The following is a 16,925-nucleotide window of genomic DNA, read 5'->3' as shown; positions in this document are numbered from 1 at the left end:
ATCACACCGGGTCACAATCCGTTACGCGATCCCGAGGATCGCCGTTTGAGCCGGATCGCGGGGCCCAGCGCCCTCGTGATCTTCGGCGTCACCGGCGACCTCTCGCGTAAGAAACTCATGCCGGCGGTCTACGACCTCGCCAACCGCGGACTCCTGCCGCCGGGCTTCGCCCTGGTGGGCTTCGCGCGCCGCGACTGGGAGGACCAGGACTTCGCCGAGGTCGTCTACGAGTCGGTCAAGAAGTACGCGCGAACGGAGTTCCGCGAAGAGACGTGGAAGGAGCTCCTCGAGGGCATCCGCTTCGTCCAGGGCGAATTCGACGACCCCGAGGCCTTCCAGCGCCTGCGCGCGACGGTCGACAAGCTCGACACCGAGCGCGGCACGATGGGCAACCACGCCTACTACCTCTCGATCCCGCCCAAGGCCTTCCCGCTCGTCACGACGCAGCTCAAGGCGTCGGGGCTCGTCGGAGACGCGTCGGACGGGGTGAACGGATGGCGCCGCGTCGTCATCGAGAAGCCGTTCGGCCACGACCTCGCTTCCGCCCGCGAGCTGAACGAGGTCGTCGAGAGCGCGTTCCCGGCCGACTCGATCTTCCGCATCGACCACTACCTCGGCAAAGAGACGGTGCAGAACATCCTCGCGCTGCGTTTCGCCAACGAGCTGTACGAGCCGATCTGGAACCGCAACTACGTCGACCACGTCCAGATCACGATGGCCGAAGATATCGGCGTCGGCGGCCGCGCCGGCTACTACGACGGCATCGGCGCAGCGCGCGACGTCATCCAGAACCACCTGTTGCAGTTGCTGGCCCTCACGGCGATGGAGGAGCCGATCAGCTTCAACGCGGCGGATCTGCGCGCCGAGAAGGAGAAGGTGCTGGCCGCCGTGCGCGTGCCCGAGAACCTCGCCGAGGCGACCGCACGCGGGCAGTACGCCGGCGGCTGGCAGGGCGGGGAGCAGGTGCTCGGCTTCCTCGAAGAAGACGGGATGAACCCCGAGTCGGTCACCGAGACGTACGCGGCGATCAAGCTCGAGATCAATACGCGCCGCTGGTCGGGTGTGCCCTTCTACGTCCGGAGCGGAAAGCGCCTGGGCCGTCGTGTCACCGAGGTTGCCGTCGTGTTCAAGCGCGCACCGCAGCAGCTGTTCTCGCAGAGCCAGACGCAGGAGCTGGGCCAGAACGCCCTCGTCATCCGCGTGCAGCCCGACGAGGGCGTGACGATCCGGTTCGGCTCGAAGGTCCCCGGCGACGGTACGCAGGTGCGCGACGTGACGATGGACTTCGGCTACGGACACGCCTTCACCGAGGCGAGCCCCGAAGCGTACGAGCGCCTCATCCTCGACGTGCTGTTGGGAGACCCGCCCCTGTTCCCCCGGCACGAAGAGGTGGAGCTCAGCTGGAAGATCCTCGACCCGATCGAGGAGTTCTGGGCCGCCCAGGGCGGTCCGCTCGAACAGTACTCGCCCGGTTCCTGGGGTCCGGCATCCGCCGACGAACTCCTCGCCCGCGACGGTCGCACCTGGAGACGCCCGTGATCATCGACCTTCCCGACACCACTGTCAGCGCCATCTCGAAGAAGCTCGTGAGCGTGCGCGAAGAGGGCGGCGCCGTCGCCCTCGGCCGCGTGCTGACACTCATCATCGTCACTCACCACGGCGCCGAAGAAGAGGTCATCGAGGCCGCGAACGACGCCTCGCGCGAGCACCCCATGCGAGTGATCGCCGTCCTGTTCGGAGACGACGACGCCGAACCCCGCCTCGACGCGCAGATCCGCGTGGGCGGCGACGCCGGAGCGAGCGAGGTCGTGGTCCTTCGCGCCCACGGCGCCGCGGGTTCCAACGCCGAGAGCCTCGTGACCGGCCTGCTGCTTCCGGATGCCCCGGTCGTCGCGTGGTGGCCGGCCGACGCGCCCGAGGACCCCTCGCACTCCGCGATCGGTCGCATCGCCCAGCGCCGCATCACCGACGCCTCGTCGCAGGCGGACCCCGCCGCCTGGGTCGCCCACCTCGGCGAGCACTACGCTCCCGGCGACACCGACTTCGCCTGGACCCGCGTGACGCGCTGGCGCGAGCAGCTGGCCGCCGTCCTCGACCAGCCGCCGTACGAGCCGGTGACCGCGATCGAAGTCCGGGGAGCCGCTGACTCCCCTTCCACCGCTCTCCTGGCGGCGTGGCTCGGGATGAAGCTCGACGCCCCCGTCGACTACGCCTACCTGCCCTCCGACGAGTGGTCGAGCGGCATCAAGTCGGTGCGCCTGACCCGCCCGAGCGGCGACACGCTGCTCGAACGCCCCGAGTCCGGCGTCGCGGTGCTCACCCAGCCCGGTCAGCCCACGCACGACCTGGCTTTCCCGCGTCGCACGCTGCGCGAATGCCTCGCCGAGGAGCTCCGCCGCCTGGATCCCGATCTGCTCTACGGTCGCGTGATCACCGAGGGCCACGACCTGCTGCTCGCCGCGAGCGAGCGGGACGCGTCATGACCGACAACGGATCGGCGAAGCAGGTCATCATCAAACCGGATGCCGACACCCTGGCGTCCTACGTCGCCACGCGTTTCGTCAACCGCATCGTCAAGCGCGTCGCCGAGGGCAAGCGCATGCACGTCTGTCTGACCGGCGGAACGATGGGCGGCGCGGTGCTTCGTACGGCCGCGCGCGACGAACGCGTCGGGCAGATCGACTGGTCGCTGGTGCACTTCTGGTTCGGCGATGAGCGCTTCGTTGCGCGTGACTCCGACGACCGCAACGAGAAGCAGGCGCGTGAGGCGTTCCTGGACCACCTCGACATCCCGGCCGAGAACATCCACACCGTCGCCTCGAGCGACGACGGGCTCGACCTGGACGCTGCCGCGATCGCGTACGCCGACGAACTCGCACAGTTCGCCCCCTCGGACCGCAGCGAGACGGGTCCCTGGCCGTCTTTCGACATCTGCTTCCTCGGTGTGGGACCCGACGCGCACATCGCCTCGCTGTTCCCCGACCGTCCCGAGATCTCGGTGACGGATCGAGCGACGGTGCCGGTGCGCAACTCCCCCAAGCCCCCGAGCGACCGCGTCTCACTGACGCGGCCGGTCATCAACTCGTCCAAGCGCGTGTGGATGGTCGTGGCGGGCGCCGACAAGGCCGCGGCCCTCGGCCTCGCCCTCGCCGGAGCGAGCTACCAGAGCGTGCCCGCAGCGGGGGCCAAGGGGCGCCGCCGGACGGCGTTCTTCGTCGACGAGGTCGCGGCCGACCAGGTCCCGCCGCAGCTCATCGACCGCGAGTACTGAGCGCTCGAACCCGAAGACCGGATGCCGAACGGCATCCGGTCTTCTGCGTTCTTGTGCGGAATTCATCCGGCTTCGCCGTCGATAACGATCGGGAAGCGGCGTCTCCTGCGCGACCGGTCCCCATTGTCTTCCGCGCTCTCCGGATCTACCCTGTGCGTGGGGGGCATCCTGGTCCGTTCGACGAGGCACGATCAGCACTGATCGATCCACGACGAACGGCCGACGCACTAAGGAGCGTTCGGATGCCATTTTTCGGTCGTGACCGAGAGACGCACGTCGCAGAGAACACCATCGACGCACGAAGCGGGTCTGCCTGCCTGTTCGTCGGAGAGCCGGGGATCGGCAAGACGCGCTGGGCGCGTCAGATCGCCGCACGACACGACACCGTCGTCGTGTCGGCGAGCCCGAGTGAGCGCATGTGGCCCTACTCGGGGCTGTCCGCCACGGCGGCGGCACTGGGCGGAGCGCGCGGGGCGGCGATCGACCGACTCCTCGCCCGCGGACGCGACTGGCCCGAGCACCTCCTCGCCGAAGAGATCAGTCGCACCCTGCACCTCGTCCACGACGAACCCGCCGTCCTCGTCATCGACGACCTGGACGAGATGGACAGCGGGAGCGTCACGGTGCTGTCGTTCGTCTTCAGCCGCTTGCGAGGAACCGGGCTCACGGTCATCGCCACCGCCGACAGCGGCGGTGATCGCCACGACTTCACGGGCATGCTGCACACGCGCGTGCAGCGACTGTCGTTCGACGAGTCGGTCGACCTCGCCCGGTCGGTCCTCGGCCCCGGAACCGCTCAGGCCGTCCTGTACACGGTGGCGGAGTTCACCGGCGGCGATCCCGGCAGCATCGTCCGCGTGCGTCTGACCCCGCGCGAGGCCGTGGGCGACGACCCCCTCCCCCTGCCCCTGCGGGTGACCGACGACAGGGCGCGCCGTCGGCGCGACGGGCGGCTGGCCGGCGACCCGCGCGTGGCCTCGCTCCTCGACCTGCTGTCGGTGGGACCGGTTTTCAGTTTCGACCGACTGACGCTGATCGCGCAGGAGCAGGGCGTCGACCTGGACGCGCTCATCGACGACGGTCTCGTCGCGGTGCACGGCGAGTTCGCACGCATCGCCGATCCCGCCCGTCGCCTGCGTCACCACGCATCGCTGTCGGCCGACGAGCGTCGCCGGCTGCACGCGCAGGCCGCCGCCGCGCACGAAGAGACGCATCCCGCGACCTTCCTGTGGCACACGAGCTTCGGGGCGCCGGATGCCGACCGCGAACCGCTCCTGCGCGCGGCCGTCGACCTCGCCAGCGGCGGGGATCACCTCGGCGCGATCGAGTTCGCCGAGCGGGCGATGGCCGGTGACCTCGCCGACGATGTCCGCTGTCGACACCTCGTCGACCTCGGCGATGCCCTGGTGCTGCAGGGCCACGACGTGCAGGGACGTCACTACCTGCGCCGCGCCGGACGTGCGGCCGAGCCGACCCTTCGCGCGCGGGCGGCCCTCGCGCGTCTGCGTGCGACCGCGGCGATCGAGCACGTGGTCGACGAGACCGCCCTCGCCGTCGCCGTGGATGCCGACGACGGGCGCACCGCCGAGCACGTCTTGTGCGAGAGCGCTCTCCTACATCTCTGGCACGGGGAGGTCGGGCGCGCCCGCCTCCTCGTCGAGGCGGCGATCGAGCACGGGGTCGCCGCAGCCGAGACCGCTGTCCTGGTGCGCCTGCTCGACGAGCTCGGATCCGACACCCTCACCGAGGTCACCGTCGATACCGGTGTCGCCGCGCTGCAGCCCGACGTCGAGGTCCCGATCGAGCAGGCAGTGCTCGAACTGAGCGTCGCCATCCTGCGCGAGGAATACGCGGCGGCGCGTCGCCGGATCCGTTGGCTGCTCGACGGCACTCCCCGCGTGGCCCCCCTCTGGCGAGATCACCTGCTCTGCCTGCTCGTCACCGCCGAGGTGCGCGGAGGCGACCCCCTCGGAGCGCGCGAGGCCGTCGCCGCTTGGCGGCGCGAATGGGTCGACGGGCGGACCACCGACGTCGCGACGATCCTCGTGCTCGCCTCGGCGGCCGCTCTGGACCCCCTCGACGCGCAAGCGGGCGACCTGGTTCGCCAGGGACGCGAGCTGTGCCGCCGCGAGGGCACGCCCACCCTGCTGCCGTGGTTCGCGGTCATCGAAGGCGGACTCGCCCTCAACGAGGGACGGTACGACGACGCCGTGTCGACCATGCGCGCGGCGCGGGAGGGCATCGAGGCGGAGGATCCGGCTCTCCTCCGCGTCGACGCGGACCTCATCGAGGCTCTCTGGCTGAGTGGTCGACACGCAGAGGCCGAACACGAACTCCGCGGTTTCGAGCAGGCCGCACTCCGCTCTCCGCGCCGGTGGACGACCCTCGCGCTGGCGCGATCTCGAGCGGTGTGCGCGTCCGATCGCGACGCCGCTCGCGCCTTCCGCACAGCAGAGGCCGTCTACCGCACCGACGACGCCCCGTCCGAGCGTCGCCGTCTCGCCCGGGCGCGCGAGCGCTGCGGCGCCGGCGAGGAGCGGATCGTCCTGCGACGCCTCCCCCGCGCCGAGACGCACGACCGCACCCTCACCCCCCAGGAGCGCGACGTGGTGGCCCTGGTCGAGAAGGGCCTGCGCAACCGCGAGATCGCGGCATCCCTGTTCCTCTCGCTCCGCACCGTCGAGCTGCGGCTCACCGGGATCTACCGCAAGCTCGGGGTCACCTCGCGCGCCCACCTGATCGCCCGGCTCCACAACGCCGCGAGCTGACCCGGGAGGGATCGCCCCGCCTCTGCTCAGGCGGCGGGCTGCAGCGCGGGAGTCACCGCTCGTCGATCGGGGCTCCTCCATCGACCATCCGAGGGGCGCCCCAGAGCGGCCCCGAGCGCGCGCAGGCACAGCACCGCATCCCAGACCCTCATGAGGGGGAACAGCAGCATCCAGATCCGCGGCCGCGCCCGCGAGATCGCGCACGCGAACGCGGTCATCACGGCATCCACCAGGAAGAAACCGAGGACGATCGGCCCCACCGGCAGCGCCGCCGACACCGCCCCCATCACCTCGCCCGCCGTGCCCGGGAGCACCGGGCCGAGGATCGCGGCCGCGGCGGCGGCGACGATCACCGGGAGGATGGCCGCCAGCACCAGGCTCGACACCGCCGTCTCGAGAGCGAACACGCTGACCGCCGCCCAGAACAACCCGGGACGCACACCGTGCCGACGCACCGTCTGCCAGAACCCGAGGCTCCAACGCCGCACCTGCGCCGTGTAATCTCGGAAAACCGCGGGGTCCTGCGTCTCGGCGATCGCGCACTCGGGGTGGAACGCGATCCGCCCCAGCCTCTTCGCGTGCACCTCGAACGTCATGTTGAAATCCTCGATCGACAGTCCCGGGGCGTCGATGTCGATGCGGTCGAGCACGTCGGTGCGGTACAGGCTCGCGAATCCCGGCACGATCGCCACGGCGTCCGCTCCCCGCGCCGCCTGGCCGAACTTGTGGAGGTACTGCGTGCAGACGTAGGTGCGCTCGCGGTACGCGGTAAGGAATCGTCCCATGCCGGTGGTCGGTGCATCCGCGGCGGTCGTCGCCCGGCCGGCGACGGCGACCACCCCGTCGTCGGTGAACAGCGGCAGCGCCGTGCGCAGGTAGTCGGGACGCGGGCGCGAGTCGGCGTCGAGCAGCAGAAGGAGCGGAAACCGCGAGGGGATGCCGAAGCGCTCGAGCCCCGCACGGATGGCTCCTGCCTTACCCCGGTTGGGCGTGAGGTCCCACGCCGTGGCTCCCCCCGCTCGTGCCCGCTCCACCGTCGCGTCGCGCGAGCCATCGGACACCACGAAGACGTTCCGTGCGGGCACGAGGCGACGAGCAGCGGCGACGGCGTCGGCGATCACGAGCTCCTCGTTGTGCGCCGCGATCAACACCGCGACCTCGTCGGGGCGGTAGTACATCGACGGAACCAGGAGCCCGTGCTCCTCGCGCGCTTCGACGAACAGCCGGCAGATGGCCGCGACGCCCCACACCAGGGTGGAGACACCGATCGTGCAGACGGCGACGAGGACGACGACGGCAGGCGTCATGGCATCCCTCCTCTTCGGGTCGAGGGCTTCAGACCGACGCTACGCCGCGCGAGGACCCGAGCGACCGCACGCTCCCCGCATACCGCCGTGCGGTTTCCCGCACTCCGCGGTGCGGTCGGCGGCAACCCGCATGATCGGGCCGGCGTCCTTGACCCCCGCCGGAGTCGCGCCGCAGTGTGAACCCGGGTCAGCGTCGACACCCGATCAGCCGCTGCTGGACCACCCGAATCGTCCGAGGGGGCGCCGCAGTTCCCCCGCCGTCCCCTCGGACCCTGCCCTGGAGGATGACCATGTCCACTCTCGATGTCCGCGCCGACGTGCTCGTCACGCCGCTGCCCCCGATCCCCGCCCCGACGCGGACGTTCGACTTCGACGTCGCGATCGTAGGGCTCGGCTACGTGGGACTCCCGACGGCACTGGCCTACCACGCCAGCGGGTCCCGGGTCCTCGCCCTCGATGTCTCGCCGCGGCGCCTGCGCACCATCGCCGCGCGGGGCGCCGACCTCATCGAGTCCGACCGGGAACGCCTCGAGGCGGCTCTGCACGCACCATCCGGGTTCCGCCTCACCAGCGACACCGCCGAGCTGAGCCGCGCCGCTGCGGTCGTCGTGTGCGTGCCCACCCCCGTCGATCACCAGCAGGTCCCGGACCTGACCGCACTCCGGGCGGCGTGCGCCACCGTCGTCGCCGCCGCCCGGCCCGGGCAGCTCGTCATGCTCACCTCGACGACATACGTGGGATGCACCCACGACCTCGTCGAGGAACCCCTGCGCGAGCGCGGGATGCAGATCGGCCGCGACGTGTTCGTGGCTTTCAGCGCCGAGCGCATCGACCCCGGCAACGTGGGCTTCGCCCAAGAGGTCGTCCCCCGCGTCGTCGGCGGTGCCACCGCTCAGTGCGAGGAAGAGGGCGCGCGGCTCCTCGCACGTTACGCCGCCCGTGTGCACCGGGTGTCGAGCCTGGCCACGGCCGAGATGACCAAGCTGCTCGAGAACACGTTCCGCGCAGTCAACATCGCCTTGGCCAACGAGTTCGCCGACATCTGCGGCGCGCTCGACGTGCCGGTCACCGAGGTCATCGAGGCGGCCAGCACGAAGCCCTACGGCTTCATGGCGTTCTACCCCGGCCCGGGGGTCGGGGGTCACTGCATCCCGTGCGACCCGCACTACCTGCTGTGGCAGCTGAAGGCCCTCCACGTCGACGCCGGGGTGATCACCGAGGCGATGACCCGGATCGCCGCCCGGCCCCTCCGCGTGGTCGACCGCATCCGCGACGTGCTCGGTCGCGCGGGAAAGGGAACTCTCGGCGCCCGCGTGCTCGTCGTCGGCGTCACCTACAAGCCCGACGTCGCCGATCTGCGGGAATCCCCCGCCCTCGAGATCATCGATCACCTCATCGACGCCGGCGCAGAGGTACAGTACGTCGACACGCATGCGCCGCACATCCATCTGGATTCCGGGCGCGAACGCGATTCGCTCACCAATCCGGGAGCTTTTCACCCCGACGTCGTCCTCGTCCACACGCGCCACCACGACAGCGACCTCGACTGGCTCGACGGCGAGTCCGTGGTCGTCGACGGCACGTACCGCAGCACCGACATCGCCGGGCGGGTGCTGCTGTGAGCGGCGTTCCGATCTACCCGGGAGCCGCGAGCGCCCCCACGCGCACGCTGGTCACCGGCGGCGCCGGCTTCGTCGGCAGCCACCTCGTGGAGCACCTGCTGAACCTCGGCGACGAGGTGGTCGTTCTCGACGACCTCTCGACCGGCTCCGCGCGCAACCTCGCGGGCGTCGCCGGCAACCCGCGCCTCGAGATGATCCACGGCTCGATCCTCAACACCAAGACGGTGGGCTCGGCGATGCAAGGCTGCGACCGCGTCTTCCACTTGGCCGCGGCCGTCGGGGTGAAGCTCATCGTCGAACAGCCCCTGCGGGGCCTGCGCATCAACATCCACGGCACCGAGAACGTGCTGACCGCGGCCATCGAGCACCAGGCGTCGATGTTGATGGTGTCCACGAGCGAGGTGTACGGCAAGAACACCGCCGACCGCCTGCGCGAGGACTCCGACCGCGTGCTCGGCGACCCCCTGCTCTCGCGGTGGACCTACGCCGGCGCGAAGGGCATCGACGAGGCGTTCGCCAAGGCGTACTGCGACCAGGAGGGTCTCGACGTCTCGATCGTGCGCCTGTTCAACACCGTCGGACCCCGCCAGACCGGCCGTTACGGCATGGTGCTGCCCAACCTGGTGGGGCAGGCTCTGCGCGGCCAGCCGCTCACGGTCTTCGGCGACGGGGAGCAGACCCGCTGTTTCTCGGCGGTCGAAGACGTGGTCCCCGCGATGGTGCTCATCGAACGCGACCCACGGGCTCGCGGCCAGGCCTACAACCTGGGCGGTGCGCGCGAGATCTCGATCCGCGATCTCGCGAGCGAGATCATCCGCACCCTCGACAGCCGTAGTACGGTCGAGCTCGTCCCCTACGAGCAGGCCTACGCCCCGGGGTTCGAGGACATGCGTCGCCGCGTGCCCGACAACACCAAGGCGCACGACCTCGTGGGCTACGAGCCGCACACCTCGCTGACCTCGACCATCATGCGCGTCGCCGCGGATCTGCTCTCGCGCGAACGCTACGGCTCCGACGCCATGCCGCTCGCCGGCGCGGGCTCCTTCCGCGGGGTCCTCTGATGTGCGGCATCACCGCGTACCGCGGGACCTCGGCCGCCGCCTCGCGCGCTCGGTGCGCCCTCGAGCGCCTCGAGTACCGGGGCTACGACTCCGCCGGCATCGCCGCCCGCAATCTCGACGGGACGACCCTGCACGTGCGGACCCTCGACGGCGTGGCATCCCTCACCGACGCTGTGCGTTCGGACGAGTCGGGGATGGATGCCACGACCGCGGCGATCGGCCACACCCGCTGGGCCACCCACGGTGAGGTGAACGAACGCAACGCCCACCCGCTCGAGGACTGCAGCGGACGGCTCTTCGTGGTGCACAACGGCATCATCGAGAACGCCGACGTGCTGCGAGCGAGCCTCGTCGCCGACGGACACCGGTTCGCCACCGAGGTCGACACCGAGGTCATCGTGCACCTGCTCGAGAAGGCGCTTCGCCCGGGGACGGGTCTCGGCGACGCCCTCGCCGACGCCGCCACGCGCCTCGCGGGGTCGTGGGCGATCGTCGCCCTCGACGCGCGCTCGGGGACCCTCGCGGCCACCGCGCACGGCTCGCCCCTCATCTTCGCCGAGGGCGACGAGGGCGTGTACTTCGCCAGCGACGTGGGCGCGGTAACGCCGGTGGTCGAGACGTTCCGCGTGCTCGAGGACGACGACATCGTCGAGGTCGACGCCGAGGGCATGCGCTGGCACCGCCCCGGCGGCAGCTGTCGTCCGCGCGGCCTCTGGCCCGTGCCCCAGACGGCCTTCCTCGCCAGCACGGGACGCCACCGCGACCACATGGGCAACGAGATCGACGAGCAGCCGGCCGTGGCCCGACGCGTGCTCGACGTGTTCACCCCCGGCATCGCCGACGGACGACTGTGGGGCGGGGCGGGCCTACCCCCGCTCGACGAGATCGACCGTGTGACGATCCTCGGGTGCGGCACGTCCCTGCACGCCGGTCGGGCCGTGGCCGGGGTCTTCTCCCGCCTGGGCGGGCTGCCCACGCGCACCCTCGTCGCCAGCGAGGCGGCGCACGAGGTCTGGGAGCCGCGCACCCTGGTGATCGCCCTCAGCCAGTCCGGCGAGACCGCCGACGTCCTGCGCGCGCTGGACGGCCTCCCCGAGCGGGATCGGACGCTGCTGGCCCTGACCAATAATCCCTCATCGACGCTCGCCCGGCGGGCCGACGCCGTGCTCGACTGCCTCGCCGGACCGGAGATCGGGGTGGCCGCGACGAAGACCTTCATCGCACAGGTGCTCACGGGCGCGTGCCTCGCACTCTCGGGCCTGTCGGCGTCGGCGCGGGCCGACGCGCTGGCGATCGACGGCGACCTGCGCGCCCTCGCCGCGACCCCCGATGCGCTCGCCGCCGCCCTCGACGCGTGGCGCGGCCGCGCCGCAGAGCTCGCCGCGGAGTTCGTCACCTCCCCCGGCTTCCTCTTCCTCGGTCGCGGTTCCGGTCTCGTCTACGCGGCCGAGGGCGCGCTGAAGCTGAAAGAACTGTCGTACCGCTGGACCGAGCACCAGCCGGCCGGAGAACTCAAGCACGGTCCCCTCGCCCTGGTGGATGCCGGCACCCCTGTGTTCGTCGTCGACAACGGCGACCCGCGGCTCGAGGTCGACGTGGCCGAGATCCACGCACGTGGCGGCCGGGTGCTGCGCGTGGGCGAGCGCGTGCTCACCGTCGGCGGCCTGCCGCTGCACCTGCCGCGTACCGGCCCCTCGTGGGGACCGCTCGAGACTGTCGTCCCGCTGCAGATGTTCGCGCGCGAACTCGCCCTGCGTCTGCGTCGCGACGTCGACAAGCCCCGCAATCTCGCCAAGTCGGTGACCGTCGCATGACCGGCCGCGCCGTCACCGGCGCCTCCGGGCGCGGTTCCGACACCTCCCGGGTCCGCCGACGGACCCTCCCCATCCGAAAGGACGCCCCCATGATCCACCGACACGTCGCCCCCGGGCGTCGGCGAGGCCGAGCCCTGGCGGTCCTCGTCGCCGTCGCCGTGGGCGCGAGCGGGCTCATCGCCTCCGCTCCCGCGGCCCCGGCGCAGGCCGCGACCACGACGATCGTCAGCCTTACCTTCGACGACGCCAATTCCGATCAACTGAACGCCCTCCCCGCGCTCCAGGCGAACGGGATGAAGGGGACGTTCTACATCAACTCCGGATTCATCGGCGCCGCGGGGCACATGACGCGGTCCGATCTGACCACCCTGAAGAACGCGGGGCACGAGATCGGCGGGCACACCGTCAACCATCCCGATCTCGCGCAGGTGAGCGTCGACGAGGCCACCCGGCAGATCTGCACCGACCGGAAGAACCTCACCTCCTGGGGTTTCACGGTGCGCAGCTTCGCCTATCCCTTCGCCTCGAGCACGGCAGCCGTCGAGAAGGCGGTCGCCACGTGCGGGTACAACAGCGGACGCCTCCTGGGAGACATCCGCAGTCGCTTCGGCTGCCCGGACTGCGCCTACGCGGAGTCCACGCGTCCCGCCGCGAAGTACGCGCTGAAGGCCCTCGACCAGGTCGACGCGACCTGGACGCTCGACGACCTGAAGGCCGGGGTCACCAACGCCGAGAAGAACGGCGGAGGGTGGGTCCCGTACACCTTCCATGACATCTGCGACAACGCCTGCAGCGATCTGGCGGTGACCACCTCGCTGTTCACCCTGTTCACGTCGTGGTTGAAGACGCGCCAGTCGGCCGGCACCGTGGTCAAGACCGTCGGTGACGTCATCGGCGGGACTGCCAAGCCCGTGGTCGACGGCCCCTCCGTGCCCGCGGTGACGGGGTCGACCAACGGCATCGTCAATCCGAGCATGGAGACCGGCGCCCCCGACTGCTGGATGAGGGGCGGGTACGGCAACAACTCCCCCGTCTTCAGCACGGGGTCTCCCGCGCACACCGGCAATATCGCCAGCGGCATCGTGATGTCGAACGACGTCGACGGAGACGCCAAGCTCCTCCCGCAGTTCGATCTCGGTCAGTGCTCCCCCACTGTGACGCCCGGAAAGACGTACACGTTGCGGGAGTGGTACCAAGCGAGCGGGGTGACGCAGTTCGCCGTGTACCTCCGATCCACGAGCGGCTCGTGGTCGTACTGGACCTCCAGCCCCTGGTTCGCTTCGGCGACGGACTGGACGCAGGCCGATTGGACGACCTCGGCGATCCCGGCCGGCTACACGGGCATCAGCTTCGCGCTGACGATCTTCGGCAACGGCACCCTCCGCACCGACGATCTGCAGCTCTACGACAGCGCCGGCGCTCCGTCCCTGGCCCCGGCCACCGTGACAGCCCCCTCGTTCGCGCCGATGACCGCGACTCCTCCGCAGGGTCCGGTGGAGAAGGTCCACCCCACCGAGAGCGACGTCACCGGATGACGCGGATGCCACGGCCGGCGGCGGCGATCACCCTCGTGGTGGTCGCCGCCGCCGGCCTGTCGGCGTGCGCCCCGCCCGCGGTTCCGCGCCCCGACACCGGCTACCCCTGGCACACCGACATCGTCGCGACGACGTTCTGGATCGGAGAGGTGTTCGATCCGAACACCTCCGACGGCAGCCAACGTCTCTCGACCTACGACTCCGACTGGCTGGGCTCCTACGGCGGATGCGACGGGATCGACGACGGAGCCGAGTGCCGAACCGAGGAGCGCACCGCCGAGACGGGGTACTTCCCCACCGCCATGACGCCCCGGGAGAACCCCTTCTACCTGGACCTCCCCTTCGACGACGTCAACGACGCCGAGGGCTTCGCCACCCGCGGCGAGGTCGTTCCGTGGGCGAAGGACCCCGCGTACTCCTCCCTCGTCGACGATCCCTCGTCGAGCCTCATGAAGAACCGCTGGGTCGTCCTGCACAAGGGCGGACGCGTCTGTTATGGGCAGATCGAGGACGCCGGCCCCGGCGAGTACCGCGACGCCGCGTACGTCTTCGGCTCCGACGACCGCCGCCCCGCCAACTCCCGATACAACGGCGCGGGACTCGACGTGTCGCCCGCGCTGAACGGCTGCCTGGGCTTCGCCGATCTCAACGGCGACGACGACCGCGTCGACTGGGCCTTCGTCGACGACGCCGACGTCCCACCCGGGCCCTGGACCCGTCTCGTCACCGACTCGCCCGTCCGCTGACGCGCGTCCACCGCCCGCGCCGCACACAGCACAGAGGGCCGGATGCCATGGCATCCGGCCCTCTGCGAAAAGTCGTCGACGCGGGCTTACTGCCCGCGGCGCTCGCGCAACTGCTGCAGGGCGTCGTCGAGGAGCGAAGCGGCTTCTTCGTCGCTGCGGCGCTCCTTCACGTACGCGAGGTGGGTCTTGTACGGTTCCGCCTTGGCCAGGGCCGGCGGGTTCGCCTTGTCACGTCCGGCCGGAAGGCCGGAGTGCGGGGAATCGATCGTCTCGGGGATCTCGTCGTCGGGGATACCCGCCGCGAAGTAGCGCACGGTCTCGTTGCCGAGTGCGTCCCAATACGACACGGCGACACGATCGGCGTGGAAGCCGTGGTCCTGCTCGCCCATGGGGCCCGCGCCGACGCGCGAACCACGGATGGCGTTGCCTCCGGTGGCCATGTCAGATCTCCGCGAACTTGGTCAGCAGACCGAGACCGACGATGGTGACGAACCACACCAGCGCGAGCACGATCGTGAAACGGTTGAGGTTGCGCTCGGCGAGACCAGACGACCCGAGGGCGGAGCTCATTCCGCCGCCGAACATGTCGGACAGACCGCCACCGCGTCCCTTGTGAAGCAGGATGAGCAGGGTCAGCAGGAGGCTGGTGATACCCAGAAGCACCTGCAGGACGAACTCGAGAATCTGCACAGTCCAAAGCCTTTCGTAGCGATCAGGTCGACCGCACAAGCGTCAAGTATACGGGGAGGCGTCCCGGACGCACGGATGCCCGCGGCGAAGCGCCGCGGGCATCTCGTCGGCGTCAGACGCCGACGTGCTTCTGGAAGCGGACGATAGCCGCGAACTCGTCGACGACGAGGCTCGCGCCACCCACCAGGGCGCCGTCCACATCGGGCTCGCGCATGAAGCCGGCAATGTTGCCCGACTTCACCGAACCGCCGTAGAGAACGCGCGTGCGAGCAGCCGCATCGGCACCGAGCTTGTCGGCGACGACCGCGCGGAGCTTGGCACAGACCTCCTGGGCTTGGTCGGGCGTTGCCGCCTGACCCGAGCCGATGGCCCACACAGGCTCGTAGGCGACGACGATGTCGGCATCCGCCGCAACGCCCTCGAGCGCGACCTCGAGCTGACCGACGGGAACGGCGCTGGCGCCGAACTTCTCGAGGTCCTCCGAGGTCTCGCCGACGCAGATGACCGGCGCGAGACCGTGGCGTAGTGCCGCCTGGGTCTTCGCTGCGACGACCTCGTCGGTCTCGTTGTGGAACTGACGACGCTCCGAGTGCCCGATGATGACGTACTTCGCGTCGAGCTTGGCCAGGAACTGACCGGAGATCTCGCCGGTGTACGCACCCGAATCATGGGCCGACAGGTCCTGACCGCCGAGCGCGAAATCGATCTTGTCGGCGTCGAGCAGCGTCTGCACGGTGCGCAGATCGGTGAACGGCGGGAAGACCGCGACCTCGACGCTTCCGGCCTCGTGCTTTGCTTCCTTCAGCGTCCAGTGCAGCTTCTGGACGAACGCGACCGCCTGCAGGTGGTCGAGGTTCATCTTCCAGTTGCCGGCGATGAGTGGGGTTCTGTTCACTGCCATCCGAGGACCTCCAGTCCGGGAAGCTTCTTGCCTTCGAGGAATTCCAGGCTCGCGCCGCCACCCGTGGAGATGTGGCCGAAGGCGTCGTCCGCGAAACCGAGCTGACGCACGGCCGCGGCGGAGTCACCGCCGCCGACGACGCTGAGGCCGTCGACCTCGGTGAGCGCCTGGGCGACGGTCTTGGTGCCGGCCTCGAACGCCTTCATCTCGAACACACCCATGGGGCCGTTCCAGAAGACCGTGCGCGAGCCGCGGATGGCGTCTGCGAAGATCTCCGCGGTACGGGGACCGATGTCGAGACCGAGCCCCGAAGCGCCGAAAGGGGTCTCCTCGAGCGCATCGGCGTCCGCGACCACGTGTTCGGCATCGGCCGAGAACGACGCCGCGACGACCGCGTCGACGGGGAGGACGATTTCGACCCCGCGCTCCTTCGCCGTGGCGAGGTAGCCCTTCACGGTGTCGATCTGGTCCTTCTCGAGCAGGCTCGAGCCGACCTGGTGGCCCTCGGCGACGAGGAAGGTGAACATCATGCCGCCGCCGACGAGCAGCCTGTCGACGCGAGGGAGCAGGTGCTCGATGACACCGAGCTTGTCGCTGACTTTCGAGCCGCCGAGCACGACCGTGTAGGGGCGCTCCGGGTTCTCCGTCAGACGGTCGAGGACCTCGAGTTCCTTCTGGATGAGAAGGCCCGCGACGGACGGCACGATCTGGGCGAGGTCGTAGACGCTCGCCTGCTTGCGGTGCACCACGCCGAACCCGTCCGACACGAGGGCGTCGCCCAGGCCGGCGAGCTCGCGGGCGAAAGCCTGGCGCTCGGACTCGTCCTTGGAGGTCTCCCCCGCGTTGAAGCGGAGGTTCTCGATGACGGCGACCTCACCGTTCTCCAGCGAGGAGACGGCATCGTGAGCGGACTCGCCCACCGTGTCGCGGGCGAACGCGACCGGCTGGCCGAGCAGCTCGGACAGGCGCTGCGCGACCGGCTCGAGCGAGTACTTCGGATCGGGCGCCCCCTCGGGGCGGCCCAGGTGCGAGCACACGACCACACGCGCGCCGGCGTTGATCAGTGCGTTGAGGGTCGGCAGCGACGCGCGCACGCGGCCATCGTCCGTGATGATCCCGTCCTTGAGAGGAACGTTGAGATCACAACGGACGATGACGCGCGTGCCGGCCAGCGACCCCAGCGAATCGAGGGTGCGCAGAGCCATGAAGG

The 16,925-nt window shown here is 70.3% G+C and carries 14 protein-coding genes; 9 read left to right on the top strand and 5 right to left on the bottom strand.

Annotated elements, in window-relative coordinates:
• The first annotated feature begins 45 nt into the window (after positions 1-45).
• The 4 genes from zwf (at position 46) to NE358_RS06840 (ending at position 6,039) form a co-directional block, all read left to right on the top strand.
• Entirely contained in the window at positions 46-1,539 is a 1,494-nt protein-coding gene (gene zwf / locus NE358_RS06855) for a glucose-6-phosphate dehydrogenase (RefSeq protein WP_499318440.1), read from the top strand.
• The gene (locus tag NE358_RS06850; RefSeq protein ID WP_103209833.1) at positions 1,536-2,483 is read left to right on the top strand and encodes a glucose-6-phosphate dehydrogenase assembly protein OpcA; all 948 of its coding nucleotides are present in this window, start codon (positions 1,536-1,538) and stop codon (positions 2,481-2,483) included. Before zwf ends, NE358_RS06850 begins: the two co-directional genes overlap by 4 nt.
• Positions 2,480-3,271, top strand: a complete 792-nt coding sequence (gene pgl, locus NE358_RS06845; RefSeq protein WP_103209836.1) for a 6-phosphogluconolactonase — start codon at positions 2,480-2,482, stop codon at positions 3,269-3,271. Before NE358_RS06850 ends, pgl begins: the two co-directional genes overlap by 4 nt.
• Before the next feature lie 242 nt (positions 3,272-3,513).
• Positions 3,514-6,039, top strand: coding sequence for a helix-turn-helix transcriptional regulator (locus NE358_RS06840; protein WP_289942440.1), 2,526 nt, complete (start codon positions 3,514-3,516; stop codon positions 6,037-6,039).
• A gap of 26 nt (positions 6,040-6,065) precedes the next feature.
• Here NE358_RS06840 and NE358_RS06835 read toward each other — a convergent pair whose 3' ends face one another.
• A complete protein-coding gene (locus NE358_RS06835) occupies positions 6,066-7,346 on the bottom strand; it encodes a glycosyltransferase family 2 protein (protein ID WP_289942439.1) in 1,281 nt (426 codons plus the stop codon).
• 290 nt (positions 7,347-7,636) lie between these two features.
• Between NE358_RS06835 and NE358_RS06830 the strand changes: the two genes are divergently transcribed.
• The 5 genes from NE358_RS06830 (at position 7,637) to NE358_RS06810 (ending at position 14,124) form a co-directional block, all read left to right on the top strand.
• Entirely contained in the window at positions 7,637-8,968 is a 1,332-nt protein-coding gene (locus tag NE358_RS06830) for a nucleotide sugar dehydrogenase (RefSeq protein ID WP_103209844.1), read from the top strand.
• Positions 8,965-10,029, top strand: a complete 1,065-nt coding sequence (locus NE358_RS06825) for an NAD-dependent epimerase/dehydratase family protein (protein ID WP_289942438.1) — start codon at positions 8,965-8,967, stop codon at positions 10,027-10,029. Before NE358_RS06830 ends, NE358_RS06825 begins: the two co-directional genes overlap by 4 nt.
• The gene (gene glmS / locus NE358_RS06820; RefSeq protein WP_289942437.1) at positions 10,029-11,843 is read left to right on the top strand and encodes a glutamine--fructose-6-phosphate transaminase (isomerizing); all 1,815 of its coding nucleotides are present in this window, start codon (positions 10,029-10,031) and stop codon (positions 11,841-11,843) included. Before NE358_RS06825 ends, glmS begins: the two co-directional genes overlap by 1 nt.
• Positions 11,844-11,932: 89 nt before the next feature.
• Positions 11,933-13,378: a polysaccharide deacetylase family protein gene (locus NE358_RS06815; RefSeq protein ID WP_289942436.1), complete on the top strand. Its 1,446-nt coding sequence runs from the start codon at positions 11,933-11,935 to the stop codon at positions 13,376-13,378.
• Between the two features lie 5 nt (positions 13,379-13,383).
• Positions 13,384-14,124: a hypothetical protein gene (locus tag NE358_RS06810; RefSeq protein ID WP_246078322.1), complete on the top strand. Its 741-nt coding sequence runs from the start codon at positions 13,384-13,386 to the stop codon at positions 14,122-14,124.
• A gap of 86 nt (positions 14,125-14,210) precedes the next feature.
• On the opposite strand, the gene NE358_RS06805 is transcribed toward NE358_RS06810, so the two are convergent.
• The 4 genes from NE358_RS06805 to NE358_RS06790 form a co-directional block, all read right to left on the bottom strand.
• Positions 14,211-14,564, bottom strand: a complete 354-nt coding sequence (locus NE358_RS06805; protein WP_055955187.1) for an RNA polymerase-binding protein RbpA — start codon at positions 14,562-14,564, stop codon at positions 14,211-14,213.
• Between the two features lies 1 nt (position 14,565).
• Complete coding sequence (secG, locus tag NE358_RS06800; RefSeq protein WP_056232190.1) at positions 14,566-14,814, bottom strand: preprotein translocase subunit SecG; 249 nt, start codon at positions 14,812-14,814, stop codon at positions 14,566-14,568.
• 112 nt (positions 14,815-14,926) lie between these two features.
• Complete coding sequence (gene tpiA, locus NE358_RS06795) at positions 14,927-15,709, bottom strand: triose-phosphate isomerase (protein WP_499318437.1); 783 nt, start codon at positions 15,707-15,709, stop codon at positions 14,927-14,929.
• Positions 15,706-16,920 (bottom strand): phosphoglycerate kinase, encoded by a 1,215-nt coding sequence (locus NE358_RS06790; RefSeq protein WP_141378218.1) that lies wholly within the window; start codon positions 16,918-16,920, stop codon positions 15,706-15,708. Before NE358_RS06790 ends, tpiA begins: the two co-directional genes overlap by 4 nt.
• Positions 16,921-16,925: the final 5 nt, after the last annotated feature.

It is taken from the genome of Sphingomonas sp. G5 (assembly GCF_052660795.1).
Note: the sequence above shows the minus strand (reverse complement) of the source record. Positions and strands in the feature narration are given on the sequence as shown.